Annotated in this window: 14 protein-coding genes and 2 pseudogenes; 6 read left to right on the top strand and 10 right to left on the bottom strand. The window is 55.5% G+C overall.

Annotated elements, in window-relative coordinates:
* Nucleotides 1–5: 5 nt before the first annotated feature.
* The 4 genes from BN77_RS29785 to BN77_RS29800 are packed head-to-tail and all read right to left on the bottom strand — an operon-like array spanning nucleotide 6 to nucleotide 2880.
* Nucleotides 6–770: an amino acid ABC transporter ATP-binding protein gene (locus BN77_RS29785; protein WP_007539323.1), complete on the bottom strand. Its 765-nt coding sequence runs from the start codon at nucleotides 768–770 to the stop codon at nucleotides 6–8.
* Nucleotides 767–1423 (bottom strand): amino acid ABC transporter permease, encoded by a 657-nt coding sequence (locus BN77_RS29790; RefSeq protein ID WP_007539326.1) that lies wholly within the window; start codon nucleotides 1421–1423, stop codon nucleotides 767–769. The genes BN77_RS29785 and BN77_RS29790 overlap by 4 nt, the downstream gene beginning before the upstream one ends.
* Entirely contained in the window at nucleotides 1420–2076 is a 657-nt protein-coding gene (locus BN77_RS29795; RefSeq protein ID WP_007539328.1) for an amino acid ABC transporter permease, read from the bottom strand. Before BN77_RS29795 ends, BN77_RS29790 begins: the two co-directional genes overlap by 4 nt.
* Nucleotides 2077–2103: 27 nt before the next feature.
* On the bottom strand, nucleotides 2104–2880 hold the full coding sequence (locus BN77_RS29800) for a transporter substrate-binding domain-containing protein (protein WP_007539329.1): 777 nt from the start codon (nucleotides 2878–2880) through the stop codon (nucleotides 2104–2106).
* 261 nt (nucleotides 2881–3141) lie between these two features.
* Here BN77_RS29800 and BN77_RS29805 point away from each other — a divergent pair, with 261 nt between their 5' ends.
* The 3 genes and pseudogenes from BN77_RS29805 to BN77_RS29820 all read left to right on the top strand — a co-directional run.
* Nucleotides 3142–3558, top strand: a complete 417-nt coding sequence (locus tag BN77_RS29805; RefSeq protein ID WP_028748640.1) for an Lrp/AsnC family transcriptional regulator — start codon at nucleotides 3142–3144, stop codon at nucleotides 3556–3558.
* 495 nt (nucleotides 3559–4053) lie between these two features.
* The gene (locus tag BN77_RS29815; protein ID WP_244426290.1) at nucleotides 4054–4758 is read left to right on the top strand and encodes a DUF3846 domain-containing protein; all 705 of its coding nucleotides are present in this window, start codon (nucleotides 4054–4056) and stop codon (nucleotides 4756–4758) included.
* Between the two features lie 301 nt (nucleotides 4759–5059).
* Nucleotides 5060–5203: pseudogene (locus BN77_RS29820) on the top strand (transposase); the annotation flags it as partial.
* A 340-nt stretch (nucleotides 5204–5543) separates the two neighbouring features.
* Here the strand turns inward: BN77_RS29820 and BN77_RS29825 are convergent.
* A complete protein-coding gene (locus BN77_RS29825; RefSeq protein ID WP_007539332.1) occupies nucleotides 5544–6650 on the bottom strand; it encodes an aminotransferase class I/II-fold pyridoxal phosphate-dependent enzyme in 1107 nt (368 codons plus the stop codon).
* A 300-nt stretch (nucleotides 6651–6950) separates the two neighbouring features.
* On the opposite strand from BN77_RS29825, the gene BN77_RS29830 reads away from it, so the two are divergent.
* Nucleotides 6951–7787 carry a helix-turn-helix transcriptional regulator gene (locus BN77_RS29830; protein ID WP_007539333.1) on the top strand — a complete coding sequence of 279 codons (837 nt, stop codon included), beginning with the start codon at nucleotides 6951–6953 and terminating at the stop codon, nucleotides 7785–7787.
* Between the two features lie 195 nt (nucleotides 7788–7982).
* Here BN77_RS29830 and BN77_RS35635 read toward each other — a convergent pair whose 3' ends face one another.
* The 3 genes and pseudogenes from BN77_RS35635 to istA all read right to left on the bottom strand — a co-directional run bounded on the left by BN77_RS35635 (nucleotide 7983) and on the right by istA (nucleotide 10672).
* Nucleotides 7983–8111 carry a hypothetical protein gene (locus BN77_RS35635; RefSeq protein WP_280109962.1) on the bottom strand — a complete coding sequence of 43 codons (129 nt, stop codon included), beginning with the start codon at nucleotides 8109–8111 and terminating at the stop codon, nucleotides 7983–7985.
* 284 nt (nucleotides 8112–8395) lie between these two features.
* Complete coding sequence (gene istB, locus BN77_RS29840) at nucleotides 8396–9133, bottom strand: IS21-like element ISRel16 family helper ATPase IstB (protein ID WP_007539334.1); 738 nt, start codon at nucleotides 9131–9133, stop codon at nucleotides 8396–8398.
* A gap of 11 nt (nucleotides 9134–9144) precedes the next feature.
* Nucleotides 9145–10672, bottom strand: a pseudogene (gene istA / locus BN77_RS29845) (IS21 family transposase).
* A 492-nt stretch (nucleotides 10673–11164) separates the two neighbouring features.
* On the opposite strand from istA, the gene BN77_RS29850 reads away from it, so the two are divergent.
* Complete coding sequence (locus BN77_RS29850; RefSeq protein WP_007539335.1) at nucleotides 11165–11755, top strand: NodA family N-acyltransferase; 591 nt, start codon at nucleotides 11165–11167, stop codon at nucleotides 11753–11755.
* Between the two features lie 375 nt (nucleotides 11756–12130).
* On the top strand, nucleotides 12131–13147 hold the full coding sequence (locus tag BN77_RS29855; protein ID WP_007539337.1) for a helix-turn-helix transcriptional regulator: 1017 nt from the start codon (nucleotides 12131–12133) through the stop codon (nucleotides 13145–13147).
* A 276-nt stretch (nucleotides 13148–13423) separates the two neighbouring features.
* On the opposite strand, the gene BN77_RS29860 is transcribed toward BN77_RS29855, so the two are convergent.
* Both BN77_RS29860 and BN77_RS35410 read right to left on the bottom strand, forming a co-directional pair.
* Nucleotides 13424–14563 (bottom strand): sterol desaturase family protein, encoded by a 1140-nt coding sequence (locus BN77_RS29860; RefSeq protein WP_244426291.1) that lies wholly within the window; start codon nucleotides 14561–14563, stop codon nucleotides 13424–13426.
* Between the two features lie 235 nt (nucleotides 14564–14798).
* Entirely contained in the window at nucleotides 14799–14993 is a 195-nt protein-coding gene (locus BN77_RS35410) for a sigma factor-like helix-turn-helix DNA-binding protein (RefSeq protein WP_341872176.1), read from the bottom strand.
* Nucleotides 14994–15042 lie beyond the last annotated feature (49 nt).

Here is a 15042-nt window from a genome sequence, read left to right on the forward strand (position 1 = left end):
TGTTCTCAAGACGCCAAATGCTTGCGCAGAAAGCTCTTCGTGCGGTCCTCGCGAGGAGTGACAAAAATCTCCTCCGGAGGTCCTTGTTCGACGACGACGCCGGCGTCCATAAACATGACGTGGTCGGAAACCTCAGCGGCAAATCGCATTTCGTGCGTGACAATCAGCATCGTCATGTGTTCGCTGGCAAGCTGCTTCATGACGAGGTTGACCTCGTCGACCAGTTCCGGATCGAGCGCCGAGGTAGCCTCGTCAAACAGCATCACCTTCGGCTGCATTGCGAGAGCCCGCGCGATGGCGACGCGCTGCTTCTGCCCTCCAGACAGGCGGGCCGGAAATACATTTCCCTTGTCCGACAAACCGACTTTCGCCAGCAGCATTTTTCCGCGGTCTTCAGCTTCCTTCTTGGACAGCCCCTTCAGCCGAATGGGACCGATCGTGATGTTCTGCAGCGCTGTCAAATGCGGAAACAGATTGAACTGCTGAAACACCATGCCCATCTGCTGTCGGATCTGGTTTATGTGTTTTTCGAAAGCGCGACCTTTGAGCGGCCGGTTCACCTGCTGGCCGTCGAGCCAAATCTCCCCGCCTGAAATTGCCTCCAGCATATTGATCGAGCGAAGCAGCGTGCTCTTGCCCGAGCCGCTCGGACCGATGATCGAGACAATCTTTCCCCGCTCAACGCTGAGATCAATTCCCTTCAACACTTCCAGGTTACCGTAAGACTTACGGATCTGTTGCAACTTGATCATAGTTGAATCTGCTTTCATCGGATCTCCTCCGCTCTCCTGGCTGCGCCGGCGAGCAACCACTCCATCACCAGGTTGACGACGTAGTAGCAAACGGCAGCGGTGAAATAGAATTCGAAGGGCCGATAGGTTTCGCTTATCGCCCGCTGAGACTCCAGGACCAGCTCGGTGATGCCAATCACCGACAGGACTGCCGTATCCTTGAGGAGGATGATGCAGTTATTCCCGACGCTCGGGAAAGCTATCAACAGGGCCTGCGGAACAATGAAATGTCTGGGCGTCGCCCAGCGGCCGAAACCGAGCGTTCTTGCTGCTTCCGTCTGGCCTGGATCGACGGCCTGCAAGGACGTGCGAACAATGTCCGCATTATATGCCGCATAGTGCACGCCCAGTCCCGCGACGCCTGTCCAGAACGCCGGTAGCATTATTCCGATTTGCGACAGCCCGTAATAGAGGAGGTAAAGCTGAAGCAGCAGCGGGGTCGCCATGAACAGAAATATGATCGCCCGCATGGGGACGCTGAACGCCGCCGCTCCGTATTGCGCGGTGAGCGCGATGCCAGTGCCCAGAACGATGCTGAGCGTGCCGGCCAGGACTGTCACCAAAACGGTCCATCCCAGCCCCTGGAGGATCACCGGCCAGTAAGGAATTATCACTCCGAAATCGAGGGTCATGGAGAGGTCGCTCCTCCGTAGGACGCCTCAGCGAGGCGCGCTATTGCAAGGATCACAGCGATAATGATGATGTAGGCTGCGCCGGCCACGCCGAAGACTTCGAACGGCTTGTAAGTCGAAGTGACGAAGCGCTGCGCTGAATATGTCAGCTCGACGACCCCGATTGTTGAAACCAGCGCGGTGCCCTTTGTCAGAATGACCGTATTGACTCCCAGCGACCTCACCAGAAGGGGCCGCGCTTGAGGAAGCACGAATAGACGCATTGTTTCGCTGCGACCAAAGCCCAAGGTCCTTGCCGCCTCTGTCTGGCCTTTGTCCACCGACAGGATCGCGCCGCGCATCCCTTCAGACATGTAGGCTCCGATGTTGAAGCCGAGCGTGAGAATGCCGGCGACGAAAGGGGTCAGCTCCATTCCCAATTGCGACGTTCCAAAGAAGACAAGGAACAGTTGGACCAACAGAGGCGTGCCGCGCATGACGCTGACATAGGCAGTAGCGAGCGCGCGGATTGCAAAACGCCTTGAGAACCGCGCGGCCACCAGAAGTGCAGAAACTGCCAGCCCAATCATGAAGCTCGCGACGGCTAGCTTGATGGTCATCAAGCCAGCCTCCGCCACAAACGGCAATATTTTCAGTATGAGATTGATATCCATGGCGGAAGCTTTCGTCCGGGAGGACAATTAGTTTCGGATGTCCATGCCAATCCACTTTTTCGCGATGGCTTCGTACGTACCGTCTGCCATCATATCGTCGAGCGCCTTCTGCATTGCGGCCGCGAGTTCAGGGTTTTCCTTGCGGATAGCAATGCCGATATCGTACTTCGGCAAACTGCTGTCCTTGATCTGCTCGATGGCAGCGCCGCTTTTGTGGATCGCGACGATGACAGGCACGTCGTCTGACACGATGGCATCGACACGACCAGAATTGAGCTCGAGCATCAGCTCCGGCAGCCCTTTATAGGTTCGTAGGTCGAACTTGTTTTGGTCACGCGCCCATTTTTCCGACACTTCGCCGAGCGTCGCGCCGACGGTCTTGCCATCGAGGTCGCTCAACTTGGTCGACGACGAACCCTTCTTTACGAACACTCCAATGCCGGATCGGTAATAGGGCCCGACGAAGTCGACTGCCTTCTTGCGCTCCTCATTGATCGTCATCGAACCGATGATCGTGTCATAACGCTTGGTCACGAGGCCGGCGATGATGCCGTCCCATTGCGTTGTGATAATTTCGGGCTCGACCTTAAGCCGCCGGGCAATTTCAGATGCGATGTCGACGTCGAAGCCAACGACCTTGTTGTTGTCGTCGACGAAGCTGAACGGCGGGAAGACGCCAGACATGGCGACCGACAATTTGCCCGCCGACTGAATTTTCTCCAAATCGTCCGCACGAGCGACATTCACAAGACACATGCTGGCGGCCACGGCAACTGCAGCCGCAATACGCTTGAATGATCCCATTTTCTTCTCCTCCGGTGGGGGTTTCGCAACCAAAAATCTTCGATGAACGCAAAGAGTCGCAGCCCGACGGGGCTGAAGAGGAAGGTGCCACTGGATTGTCGCGATTGACGCTGCGTCGCCAGACTAGACGTCAGCGTGCTCCCCGTTTTTGTTGTGCCCAAATTATGCTGAAGACGCTGCACGAAAAAGAACGCAAAGTGTTTATTTTTAAGCTAAACTGACGATTTCGATACACACGGTCACCAAAAGGTACACTTCTTGATGGACAGTCTCGATCACCGTATGATCGCCGAGCTCCGCATCAACGGCCGCGCCTCTATTCCTCAGCTGGCGCAAATATTAGGGGTCTCGAGGGTAACGGCGCAGAGGCGTCTCGATCGCTTGATCGAAAACGGGGACATCAGGGGGTTTACGGTCCGTCTGCGGGACGAAGTTCGCGATGATCAGCTTCGAGCTGTTATGCTGATTGAATTTGCCGACTCCCCAGTCAAGGGGGTCATAGCGGCGATCAAGCGTATTCCAGGAATTGCTGCTGCCTATAATACGAATGGGACCTGGGACGTGATCGCGGAAGTCGAGGTCTCCACCATGAGCGAACTCAACGCGCTTGTGACAGCGGTCCGTTCGCGCGAGGGGATCGCAAAAAGCGAGACCTTCATCATACTTGGCCCCGCGTAGATGAAGCATCGGCGACTTCCAGTAACTTCGCCAAACTATGCAGTGTCGCGATATCGACGTGCGACGTGCGGAACTTGCAGGCTGCGCCAAAAACCACTCACGGAGCGGTCGAACATCCATGCTGGGACTTCAAGAAGTCGATCAGAAGAAGACCCAGAAAGGTTGCAGCGGAAAATATGCGTCCCTTTGGACAACGCCTCATGGACGTGAACAAACCGCCCGGACCAGGGATGCCACGGATACAAAAGCTCGCGAACGGCGGTCCCGTGGGTGTTCTGTCGTCGTGTTGTACAACCATTTCCAGGCGCACTCATCGCTCGGATACAAGACCCCACCAACACCCACCCCCATTAAGCACAGCTGTGGAGGTCTGTTTGATTCTTATAAGGCTGTGTGGTGGAGACTCCGCGTGCGATTAAATTCTCGCGCTCCACCAGTCACTGAAGCTGGTTGGCCGCCTCGGCAAGCGACTTCGTGTATTGGACTTGCAGCCATGTGAAACATAAATGGGTCCAATCCAAACAATCGATTTTACCGACCCGCAAGATCCGCATAGCGTCTTCCGGCAGTGCCCCGACCGGCCGGCAGATGATCGCCGTCTCAAAGCAAGCTCGCGAATGGCATACGAGCCTCTCCATCATTGCCAGGCAACCTCGGCAGCGGGCCTTTTTCAAGAATTTGAGGGTAAAGAATATGGAAAATTTCGTGTATTTGTTGGATTCCGACACCGCTACCTTTCGTGCTGCTGAGCTTTGTGATCGAAACAGCATTGCAGCGATCTCCGACTTAATTGGAAGCGATCTGATTCAGATGATCCGCTTCGACGACATGCACTCGCTATTTGTTGACGAAGAAGGTTTACGGGCTGGGCTTACCTCATTTACAATCTTTGACGGCTACCCGACGCCTCTTGCCGGGAAGATAGCGCTCTTGGGAGGCGACGGTAGCCAACCCTATTGTTCCCCAACGATAACAATGACTGAAGCGGCGCGACGTTTTCAATGTTGCCGGCCGGTGTTTGATCCAGTTTTTGTTCCAGCGGACCAAATGGGGCAGAAGGGCCTCGTAGTTGCAGGAGCAGTGGAAACCCTCCACGCGCGTATCGATCGCCGCACCCCGCTGCTCGTACGAGACGGCGCAACGATGAAATTCGAGATCCGGGAAACAAACCGGATCGCACTGTTCACGAGCGTGCGATAGCAGCGCGAGAAAACGAGGAGTTGAAGTGTCACACTCGCTGCGTACCGGTGCCATAGGGTCGGACGTGAGTGCAGCGGCTAGAGCTTTTCCACAGAGTGACGCAGCGCAGGGAAGATGCAGCGTGTCCGGCGGTCGACCACCCTTGGCGTTCCACGCGGCTAAGTTTGAAAGTCACCCAATCGGCGGCCAAATCGTAAGCGGATTGGCACGTCTTTCTGCCGCACTCAAACGTGGAAGAAACTGACCTGCCACTGTATTTCCCTACAATATGGATTAGAGTTCGGCCCATTGAGGCGGATTTATGAAGAAGCAGCGATTTACGGAAGAGCAGATCATAGCGGTGTTGAAGGAGCAGGAGGCCGAAGCGAAAGCGGCAGATCTTTGCCGTAGGCAGCGGATTTCCGAGACGACCTTTTACAACTGGAACGCCAAATACGGCGGCCTGTCGCCGTTTAACGTACTTTGAAATCAATCCCGCTCAAGAGGGCAACGGGTCGCGCTATTCAGTCGTTTAAACCGCTCCAGCCTCTTTCTCAGCTGCGCGTTTTGCAGCCTTAGTGGCCAGCTGAATCCTGAGCACCATGATCTCTTCATTGAGGTTCATTTTCGTCTGCAGTGTGAGTTACTTGGCAGACCTTGGGAGCGTTCGAAATCGCGGCCGCTTCCTTGCCGCGACTTCGTCGCTTGCAGATTGGTGCCTCGAGACATCGAGTGATCTCCGCAGCATCATGTGCAACGGTGACGTCGAAACCTGCACCGCCGCCGGATACAGCTGCATACCTGCCTTATCTGTAAGCGTCAAGCGCGGCGGAGATCGCCTTCAGACCACCACGAAGTTCGTCTTCCGTCGGCCACCCGAAACCAACGCGGAAGTAGTTGCCCGGCATTTGAAACCAATGGCCAGGCCCGACATAGGTGCCGTGCTCGTCGAGGAGCGATCTGTAGAAGGCGCCGGCGTCAAAGTCCGCGGAAACCTTCAGGCGCGGGAAGCCCACGACACCACCTGACGGCCTGACCCATTCGACGAGAGGCTCGCCATTAATCCATTCTTGAACGATGTCGCGGCGCCTGCGCATTTCCGGCAGCACCTTCGCGAGGAACTGCTCGCTTTTCTTGAGGAGCTCGAGAGCGACAGTTTCGTCCAGGATCGAACCGCAAATCGCGATCTGTTCCTTCGCAGAAAGGAAGCGTTCGTAGAGCACCTCGTCCTGCGTGATCAGCCACCCAACGCGGATACCCGGGATGCCGTATGCCTTCGAAAGCGAGGCTACGCTAATCGCCTTTTTGCTCAGCGAGGCAGCTGTCGGAAGCTTCGCTTCATAGCTCAGATCTCGGTAGGTCTCATCAACGAGTAGATAGCAGCCGTGATCCTCGGCGATCTGAATCAAACGGTCGAGCTCGGCGCGCGACATCGTGGTGCCACTCGGATTATGTGGGCAAGTGACGCTGATGAAGCGCGTGTTGGGTCTTAGCGAGTTTGCGACCTTATCGATGTCGACAGAAAAGCCTCTGTCGAAATCGAGATCGATATATGTGATTTCGCAACCGATCGCTTTCGGCGTTTCGATGTTCGTAGCATAGTTCGGCCGCACGACGACGAGATGGTCGTTCTGCGAAAGGAGCGTAGTAGAGATAATAAACAGAGCCCCCGCAGCACCAGGAGCCATGAGGACGTGCTCCGCAGATAGGCCGTCGTCCTTCTCGACAACCAGCTTACGCAGCTCCGGATCGCCACGATGCTCGCCATAGAGAAGCTTGACGTCCGGAATAACGACGCCGATGTCAGACAGTCTCTGATCTGTAATAGAGCTTTCAGAAAGATTGTACTTAATCAGGTCGTAGCCGTATTCTTCCGGCGATTCCTTTTCAATGACCATACGGGCGTATTTCATGAGGCTACCTCCTGTTCGAACATGTCTGCTGATGCAGACGCCTGAGGTCAGCTACCGTGAACGTGCCTTTTTCCGCTATCCTCCCAGAGGACTACAGCGTCGATCACTTGCGAGCGTTCCCAACCGCGGCCGATCTGAAACGGGCGGACTTTCATCGCCCTTGCTGCTCGAGATTCTTCGATAGAAAAATACGAACCGCTACGCTAAAACACACCAACAGCGCCGCGCTCGGCGCGCAAACCGAAAAAACCAGCAGTTGACCGCGTCCTGGTCGGGCTGGCTGGCTTCTTGGGCGGGCGAATGCTGCATACAGCAGAGTACAAGCAGATCGGCGAAATGATTGCGTCATGTCGGGAAACTGATTTTTGTGCGCGTCTTGCCGAGTGGATCCGAACGGATGCAGCTGTCGACACGCTTACGATGGTCGTGTACCGCGGCTCTGAACCGCCAATACATCTTTACGATGACTTCAGAAATGAGACGGCCCGCGCTGGGATGATGACCTATCTGACCAGCACCTACGTCCTGAACGCCTTTTTCCAAAGGCATCAGACGGGGCTCCACTCTGGCGTCTACCGCATTCGTGACCTGGCCCCCGATGCATATCTCCAAAGCGAGCTCTACAAGGGATATGAAGTGGTCCTGTCTGAGCGTGAAGAGATTGGCTATGTCACTGAAGGCTGGCCACAGGGCCTCGAAGAGATCGATATTGCAGTCTCGTTAGGAAATTTGGTTACAGCTGAAATAGGCCTCTATCGCGCTACCGACCGAGGCGGCTTTGCGGATGAGGCGATCCGACTCTTCCAAGCAAGAATGCCGGTGATCGAGGCTGCATTCCACGCCTATTGGAGCTATTCGGAATCCCGACCTGCATCTGAAGAAGAGGCGCCTAGACCGAACGCAAGGATTGGGTTCGAGACCTTTGGTGCCTGTCTAACGTCGCGTGAACGGGAGGTCGTGACAATGATCCTGCGCGGTCACTCCTCGGAATCGATTTCCTACAATCTCGGAATTTCAATCACCACCGTGAAGACCCATCGCAAACGCGCATACGAAAAACTGAATATTTCGACCCAAGCCGAGTTGCTTTCCCTCTTCTTGGAGCACGTTCAGTCGAACTATAACGCTCCGCATTGAGCTGAACAGCCTACACGAAGACTACACTGTTAATTGTCGCTTCGATCTGAGCCGCATTTCCGCTTGCGCTGATCCGCGCTTCTGGACAGGCGGTCCGGTGTTTAGCCAATTTTCTTCATATCTTAGACTTCGTCGGGCTGTTTCACCACAATGACGGCATACGTGCACTATCTCCCCGCCGGGCGGTATTTCGTTCTACGAGACGACGTTGCGAATGAAGCGAACGATCTTCTTCTCAACGTTGCAGTAGGAATAGTGCTGAGCCGTGCTGTAGGTGACAAACTCGCCCGCGGCATAGTCCCGCGCCTCGTCTGGTTGGATCAAACGCAGCGCTCCTTCGACGACAAAAAGTATTTCGTGCCATCCTTCAGGGTCCGGCTCTGCCATGCGGCCAATGGCCGAAAATGGAAATACGATCGATGTTTGCGGCTGACGTTCGAGCAGGGCTTTGCGAGGAATTCAAAAGATCCGCAAGATATTGGTGCCGATTCCGATGAAGCCGCCCCTTTGTTCCGAGATGATTGCGCCCCCGGATTCCGGGATGATCTCGCCCCCTGAGGCTGGGGTCCTGCTGGCAGTGATTGTTGTCAGTTCATTCGTGTAGCGAGTCAAGATTTCCGGCGCTGATTTCGCCGCAAGCTTTCCCCGGATAGGTCGATGCGATGGGCGTTATGAACGAGGCGATCGAGGATGGCATCGGCGTAGGTTGGGTTGCCGATGATCTCATGCCAGGCTGATACCGGAAGCTGACTGGTAATGATTGTCGAGCGGCGGCCGTAGCGATCCTCAAGGATCTCCAGAAGGTCGTGGCGCGCCTGTTCGTTGAGCGGCTCCAGACCCCAGTCATCGAGGATCAAGAGCTGGACGTGCCCGAGGGTCCGCTGCAGCCTGGCATAGCGGCCATCGCCGTGAGCGAGAGCAAGATTGGCAAACAGCCGCGGCACGCGCTGATAGAGAACCGAGCGATCATCGCGGCAGGCCTTGTGCCCGAGCGCACAGGCCAACCAGCTTTTTCCGACGCCAGATGGCCCGCAGATCGCGAGGTTGTCGTGGGCATCGATCCAGTCGCCGCCGATCAGCTTCATGAACAGCGCCCGATCGAGACCGCGCTCGCTGCGGTAGTCGACATCCTCGGGCACGGCATGGTGGCGCAGTTTGGCAAACCGCAGACGGGCGGCAAGCTTGCGATCGTGGCGCGAGCTCCATTCTCGTTCGAGCAGCAGCCCGAGCCATTCGGCATGGGAGAGTTGTTCGCTCTCGCCGTTGCTGATCAGTTCGTTGAACGCCTTGGCCATGCCGGTCAGGCCCATGGCATTCAATTTATCAAGGGTGGGATGTGCAAGCATATGTCGTCTCCTCAGTGGTAATAGCGGGGGCCGCGGATGTTGGAGTGATTGATCGGCTCGGGTGATGCTGGGCTTGATGACGAAGATCGGTCGAGGTGATTGTCGAGAATGGAGCGCACCGATCCATAGGTTCGAGCGCCGATTTCCAATGCTCGGCTGCAGGCCGCATTGACCCTCTCGCGTTCGAATGCTTTGACGAGGCGGATAATGCCTAGGCAGGCTCTGTAGCCCTGTTCCGGATGCGGCCGATCAGCGAGAATACGCTCGCAGAGCAATGCAACGTCCGATCCCGATTGCCGATGCTTCGCGGCTGATACGTTCGATCGTCCAGTCGGCAAAGCGGCGATGGGAGGATGGCATGTGCTCGGGCGTTGTCGTGTGCTTGCCATTGCCACTCGAACGCCTGTGGGCGGCGATGCGCTCGCCCTTGTGGAAGATCTCGATGGTATTGGCGGTGATGCGTGCCTCGACTTGCTCACGGGCAAAACGATAGGGCACGGAGTAATAGTGCTTATCGATATCGACATGATAATCGAGCCCAGCCCGGCGTATCTTCCATTCAGCAAAGACGTATCGTTCGACGGAAAGCGGCCGCAGGGCCGGATAGTCGATCTCTTCAAACAACTGTCGCCTTGTGCGCCCGACACGGCGCAGAACACGGGTGTCGTTGAGATCGGCGAGCAATTCGATGATTGCCGCATTGACGTCGGCAAGGCTGTAGAAGACGCGGTGGCGCATTCGGCCAAGCAACCAGCGCTCGACAATGCGAACCGCTGCCTCCACTTTCGCCTTGTCCCGCGGCCGGCGTGGTCGCGTCGGAAGAACCGAGCTTCCGTAGTGAGCTGCCATCCCGGCATAGGTGCGATTGACCTGCGGATCAAAATGGCAGGCCTTGATCACGGCCACTTTGGCGTTGTCAGGGACAAGCAATGCCGGCGCGCCACCAAACGCTTCAAGCGCCAGCAGGTGGCACTCAATCCAGTCGGGAAGTGTTTCGCTCCAGCGGGCGTGTGCAAATGACAGGCTCGATGCCCCCAACACCGCAACGAACAGATGCGCCTGTCGCGTCTTTCCCGACAATCTGTCGACGACCACCGTCACCGTGTCGCCGGCATAATCGACGAACAGCTTTTCGCCAGCCGCATGATCCTGGCGCATCGTCACCGGCAGCTTCACCGCCCAAGCGCGATACAAATCACAGTAGCGGCTGTAGCGATATCCATCGGGATGAAGGCCGATATACTCGTCCCAGAGGATCTGCAGCGTCACATGCTTGCGCTTCAGTTCGCGATGAACATGCGCCCAATCCGGCTCGGCACTGCGACGGTGACCGGTCTTCGTGCCGGCAGCCTTATAGAGAGCCGCTTCCAACATCGCATCGCTGACATCGTCGCCCAAAGGCCAGGAAAGCCCGGCACGCTCCAAACGGCGCAACGTCTCGCGCACNGTNGACGGGGCCGCTCCAACGCGCACCGCAATCAACTTGTGGCCAAGGCCGTCCTCAAATCGGTATCTCAAAATCTCGCGGACACGCCGCATCTTTAGTCTCTCCGCTGGCATCGCGTTCCTTCCTCTCCAGCAACTGAAAGGAAGAACGTCTCACCAGCAGGACACCCCGACAAACACCCCAATCAGGGGGCGGCATCATCTCGGAACAAGGGGGCGGTTAATTCTCGGAATTGGGGGCGGCATCATTTCGGAATGCGGGGGCGGATTGCCTCGGAATCTGCAATATTGGTTCCCATTTATCTGCTGGAGCCACCTGAAACCGAGCATTATGAGCTCTGTTCATCGATTCATGCAGTAATGCCATTTCTGATTTGATTGGCCTTATGATATCGTCGGTCACCGAATATCCCCCTTGAGAGCCACATTGAGAACCAATGTCATCACTCGGATCTGGGAAATTTCAAGAGATTGGGCGGCCGATACGCCGCGTTCCGATTGCTGCTTGCGGCAAACTCGAGCGATAAACTTTGACGAAGGTTCGATATCTCCGAACTCCGGTCAACAGCAAATAAGAGGTCTTGTATGCGCGCCGACGTGCAGTGGAAATTGCGCTGGGAAAGCGAGTTGGAACTCGCCGAACATGTCGAACTCGCCGAGTTTTTTCGAAAGACCTATGGACCAACCGGGGCCTTTAATGCAAAGCCGTTCGAGGGCAGCCAAAGCTGGGCCGGAGCAAGACCTGAGCTTCGTGCAATCACCTATGACGCTCATGGGGTCGCGGCTCACATGGGATTGCTGCGCCGCTTCATAAAGGTTGGCACAACCGATCAGTTGGTGGCTGAGCTCGGACTATATGGTGTGCGTCCGGATCTTGAGGGTTTGGGGATAGGACATTCGATCCAAGCCATGCTTCCGGTGTTGCGCGAACTGGCTGTTCCGTTTGCTTTCGGCACGGTGCGGCCCGCATTGCAAAAACACATTGAGAGGTTCGGGCGAAACTGTCCGGTGACTGTTGTGTCGGAGATTAGAGTACGATCCACGCTGCCACACGCGCGTACTGACTTGCCGCCCACGCGGGTCGAGGACCCACTTGTCATTATTCTGCCTGTTGGACGGCCAATCTCCGATTGGCCAGCCGGTACGACAATCGACCGGAACGGACCGGAGCTGTGAGGCACCTCGACTGCTTACCCGAAGCGCCGAATGCCCGTTGGCAAACTTACGCAGTCCCACGCACATTGAAATTCTGGCGATCGGGATTTTGTCACCCGTCTGTCGAAGAAACCTGCGGTTCAAAGGACTTTGATCTAAATCTCCCGGTCGTGTTCGATGCTTTGATGACCGAGCCAAACTCACTGCGGCCCGCAGATCAGTCTCAGTTAGCCGGCGAAGAGGGCGGTTTACTGTCGCGGAAAGTCGAATGTTGCCGCACGTTGAAGGGAATCGAGGATGCGTAATCACAAGTCGGAATGCACGAGCACACAGCTAGATCACCGGCTTGGTCATTGAACCAGCATGACCGAGCAGCAGGATTGAGCCTGGAGATGCATGATGGAAAATAGCGCTGAGAATACCGGTTTTCGATATCGTGGCTCGACGTTCGATAGCATGATCGAATCCCTCGGAGCGGTTTTCGGCACATTCGACGCCGATCTCGTCGGTCGTACTCGGGACTTCTATTGGGCGCTCGATCTTGCGGGGTGTGAAAACGCAACATTGATTACCGGTCACCATCAGACCGGGTTTCAGTTCCGCGCTCAGTGGTGTTCTGAAGCTACAGAGCATCTATCGATCGTGGTGCCTCGCAGAGGCGGCATGGGTGTCACGTACGGTTCGCGCATGGCTGAGGCCCGGGAAGAGAAATTGCTTCTTTACAGGAATTTCGAACTAGATAGCATTTCTATACAAGGGCAATCCAATTTAATAGATGAGCTGGTGCTTAATTGGTCTTTGATCCAACGGACCATTGGCGAAACTTTCGATATCCCGTTTAGCGGCTCGCTCGACCTGTTGCCCGAAGTCGACCTTTCAACGCCAGTTGGCCGGACAATCGGCAATCTCACGGAAGCGATTATCGACGGAATACGTGATAATGGTCCCCTTTGTCAGAGTCCCATAGCCACGGCTCATATTACGCAGGCGCTAGCCGATGTCGTAATACGGATGGTGCCTCATCGGTTATCGCATCTGCTGGATAAGAAACCACACATGATTGCTCCCGGCCACGTCCGCCGTGGGATCGAGTTCATGTGTGCCAATGTTAACCAGCCGATTACAATGCCAATGGTGGCAGATGCAGCGGGTGTTTCCACCAGGGCACTCGAAGCAGGTTTTCGTGCTTTCAAGAATACAACGCCGGCAGCTTATCTACAGATGCTTCGGCTCCGGGCAGCGCGCGAGGACCTGCTCGATCCAGAAAACCGCATGCTCATGAAGGAAATCTGCCTGAAATGGGGGTTCTTTCAATTCGGAAGATTCGCCGCAGTTTATAGGGCGCACTATGGAGAAAATCCCTCCGAAACAAGGAGACGGGTCTGCGGATCAAATTCTCGTAGGTCCTTCTGACAAGCGAATTGACGAAGGCGCTGGCGCGATTAACGGCAGAACCGGTCTGTGCAAGCCGGATGATGGCATCACATTGATAAGTCTCTGGGCGGATGATTGCCTCTAGCTTCCCCTCCTCAGCATCCGTCCGGTTCAGCCGCTTAATGTGATCGCCCAATTTGTCCTGCGGCCTGACCTGTTGCGCCTGACAGTAGTGCGGCAGACCGGACTCGGATCAGAGTTGCTGCGCGACCCCCAACGATAGAAACGGCAACTTAACAAGCAGCGCTTTGCGCTCTAAATTGCAGAACTCCTGTCCGAATGAATGGGACCATCTCTCTCTACCGCGTTCAATCCTCCAGTTTTAATTCCCTGTGTACCACTTCCGGCTTTAGCTTTGCGCCAGCGGCGTTGATCAAACGGGAACATAATGAAGTCGCGTACGGTGAGCGGTTCGGGCTGATTTCGCATGCCAACTTCCGGCCACTCATTCGTTTTCGGCCAGTATGCAGTACGGAAAATCGTGTCCCAAACGGTTGTAAAGAAGCCATAGTTTTTATGCCGGTGGTGGAATTCCGTGGAGTGATGAATACGATGGAATTTATTATCGCCGATGAGGTACCGAAGTGGCCCCAAATTAAAGCGTGTGCTAGAGTGGGAAAGATGGGCCTGAAAGGTAATCAGCGCCATGGCAGCAACGGGCACGACGCCTGATTCGAAGTGAATTAGCGCGAGTGGGAGTGCTACAAACGCCGCGTAAACAAATGGCTCGGAAATATGGTGGTTGCAATTCCACGCCGTCAGTTCGCGGATTGAATGATGGGTCGCGTGCAGGCGCCACAGAAATGGAACGGCGTGCTGAGCACGGTGCATCCAGTAGTAAAAGAAGTCACCAGCAATCGCGACTAGAACGCCCGAAAGGACGGCGAAGCCAGTATTGGCGATCGGGTTACTAGAGTGAAGCAACGCACCAAAATTGATCGTTACGAGCGGCTTAACCCCCAACCATTTCAAACCCAAAGCGTAGAAGTGCCAAATTAAAGTGCCGCATCCGATACGGATAATCCAATTCCGCGCACCGCGAATGTACGAGGCAAAGCTGTATCGGTAAGCCGGAAAGATCACCTCGAGCACAACGCATGCGGTAGCGAAAATCGCAACCAATTTAAACGCTTTGACGAAGAGCTGGGCCATTTCCCCTACATCGAGAACGTGCATTTTGATTGCTCCGAAGAATTGGCGAACAACAAAATGCACTATGCGGAATTTACCTAGATTGCAAAATCGATTGTTTGGATGATGAGTATCCATCTCCCAAATGATTCTCTCCACTCCATTGACAGGAATGACCCGTTCTTCGGACGGCTCTCTCGCAAATGTGCTGATTGAGATCGCCCAGTGTTCTCGCGTCAGATCCTCACGGCCTGCATGGATCACTTGGACTGCCGCAGGGCCAAGCTGCAAGGGTAATTGCTTTGGTTGTATTCGACGTTTGGATGTATCTCATGACATCAATTAATTACCCAATGGTCCGATGAAGGGTAAATAGGTTTCGCTGAGACGCTCAATCACAAGGGGTATCTGCTACGGTTCGGACCAATTGGTCTCGACCCGCCTTCTCGTGCCCTGTTTGATGCCATTCCGAGCGAAGAGTTTGCTCTCGAGCGCATCGTCAGCAAGGTCCCCAGGCAACGGCCAACCCAACCGCCGCTGCGCGCTGCAGATTATACTGCACCGTGCTTCGCGCAATTCCCAACAGGACGGCAATCTCACGCGAGCTGGTTCCGCTTGCTGCAAGTCGCAGCATTTGTCGCAAATGTCTCATGGTCAGCCTTGTCTTTGCCGGCAACAAAATCCCCTCGTTCATCGCGAGGTATTTGATGCCAAAGTTGCTGACCAGGGAGTGATCTTCAGTG

Origin of the sequence: Rhizobium mesoamericanum STM3625 (genome assembly GCF_000312665.1) — a bacterium.
GTDB lineage: Bacteria > Pseudomonadota > Alphaproteobacteria > Rhizobiales > Rhizobiaceae > Rhizobium > Rhizobium mesoamericanum.

Bases quoted from the DNA above. Each gene is read 5' to 3' on its own strand.
- BN77_RS29785 (WP_007539323.1), bottom strand. From the start codon at position 770: ATGAAAGCAGATTCAACTATGATCAAGTTGCAACAGATCCGTAAGTCT.
- BN77_RS29790 (WP_007539326.1), bottom strand. From the start codon at position 1,423: ATGACCCTCGATTTCGGAGTGATAATTCCTTACTGGCCGGTGATCCTC.
- BN77_RS29795 (WP_007539328.1), bottom strand. From the start codon at position 2,076: ATGGATATCAATCTCATACTGAAAATATTGCCGTTTGTGGCGGAGGCT.
- BN77_RS29800 (WP_007539329.1), bottom strand. From the start codon at position 2,880: ATGGGATCATTCAAGCGTATTGCGGCTGCAGTTGCCGTGGCCGCCAGC.
- BN77_RS29805 (WP_028748640.1), top strand. From the start codon at position 3,142: ATGGACAGTCTCGATCACCGTATGATCGCCGAGCTCCGCATCAACGGC.
- BN77_RS29825 (WP_007539332.1), bottom strand. From the start codon at position 6,650: ATGAAATACGCCCGTATGGTCATTGAAAAGGAATCGCCGGAAGAATAC.
- BN77_RS29830 (WP_007539333.1), top strand. From the start codon at position 6,951: ATGCTGCATACAGCAGAGTACAAGCAGATCGGCGAAATGATTGCGTCA.
- istB (WP_007539334.1), bottom strand. From the start codon at position 9,133: ATGCTTGCACATCCCACCCTTGATAAATTGAATGCCATGGGCCTGACC.
- BN77_RS29850 (WP_007539335.1), top strand. From the start codon at position 11,165: ATGCGCGCCGACGTGCAGTGGAAATTGCGCTGGGAAAGCGAGTTGGAA.
- BN77_RS29855 (WP_007539337.1), top strand. From the start codon at position 12,131: ATGATGGAAAATAGCGCTGAGAATACCGGTTTTCGATATCGTGGCTCG.
- BN77_RS35410 (WP_341872176.1), bottom strand. From the start codon at position 14,993: ATGAACGAGGGGATTTTGTTGCCGGCAAAGACAAGGCTGACCATGAGA.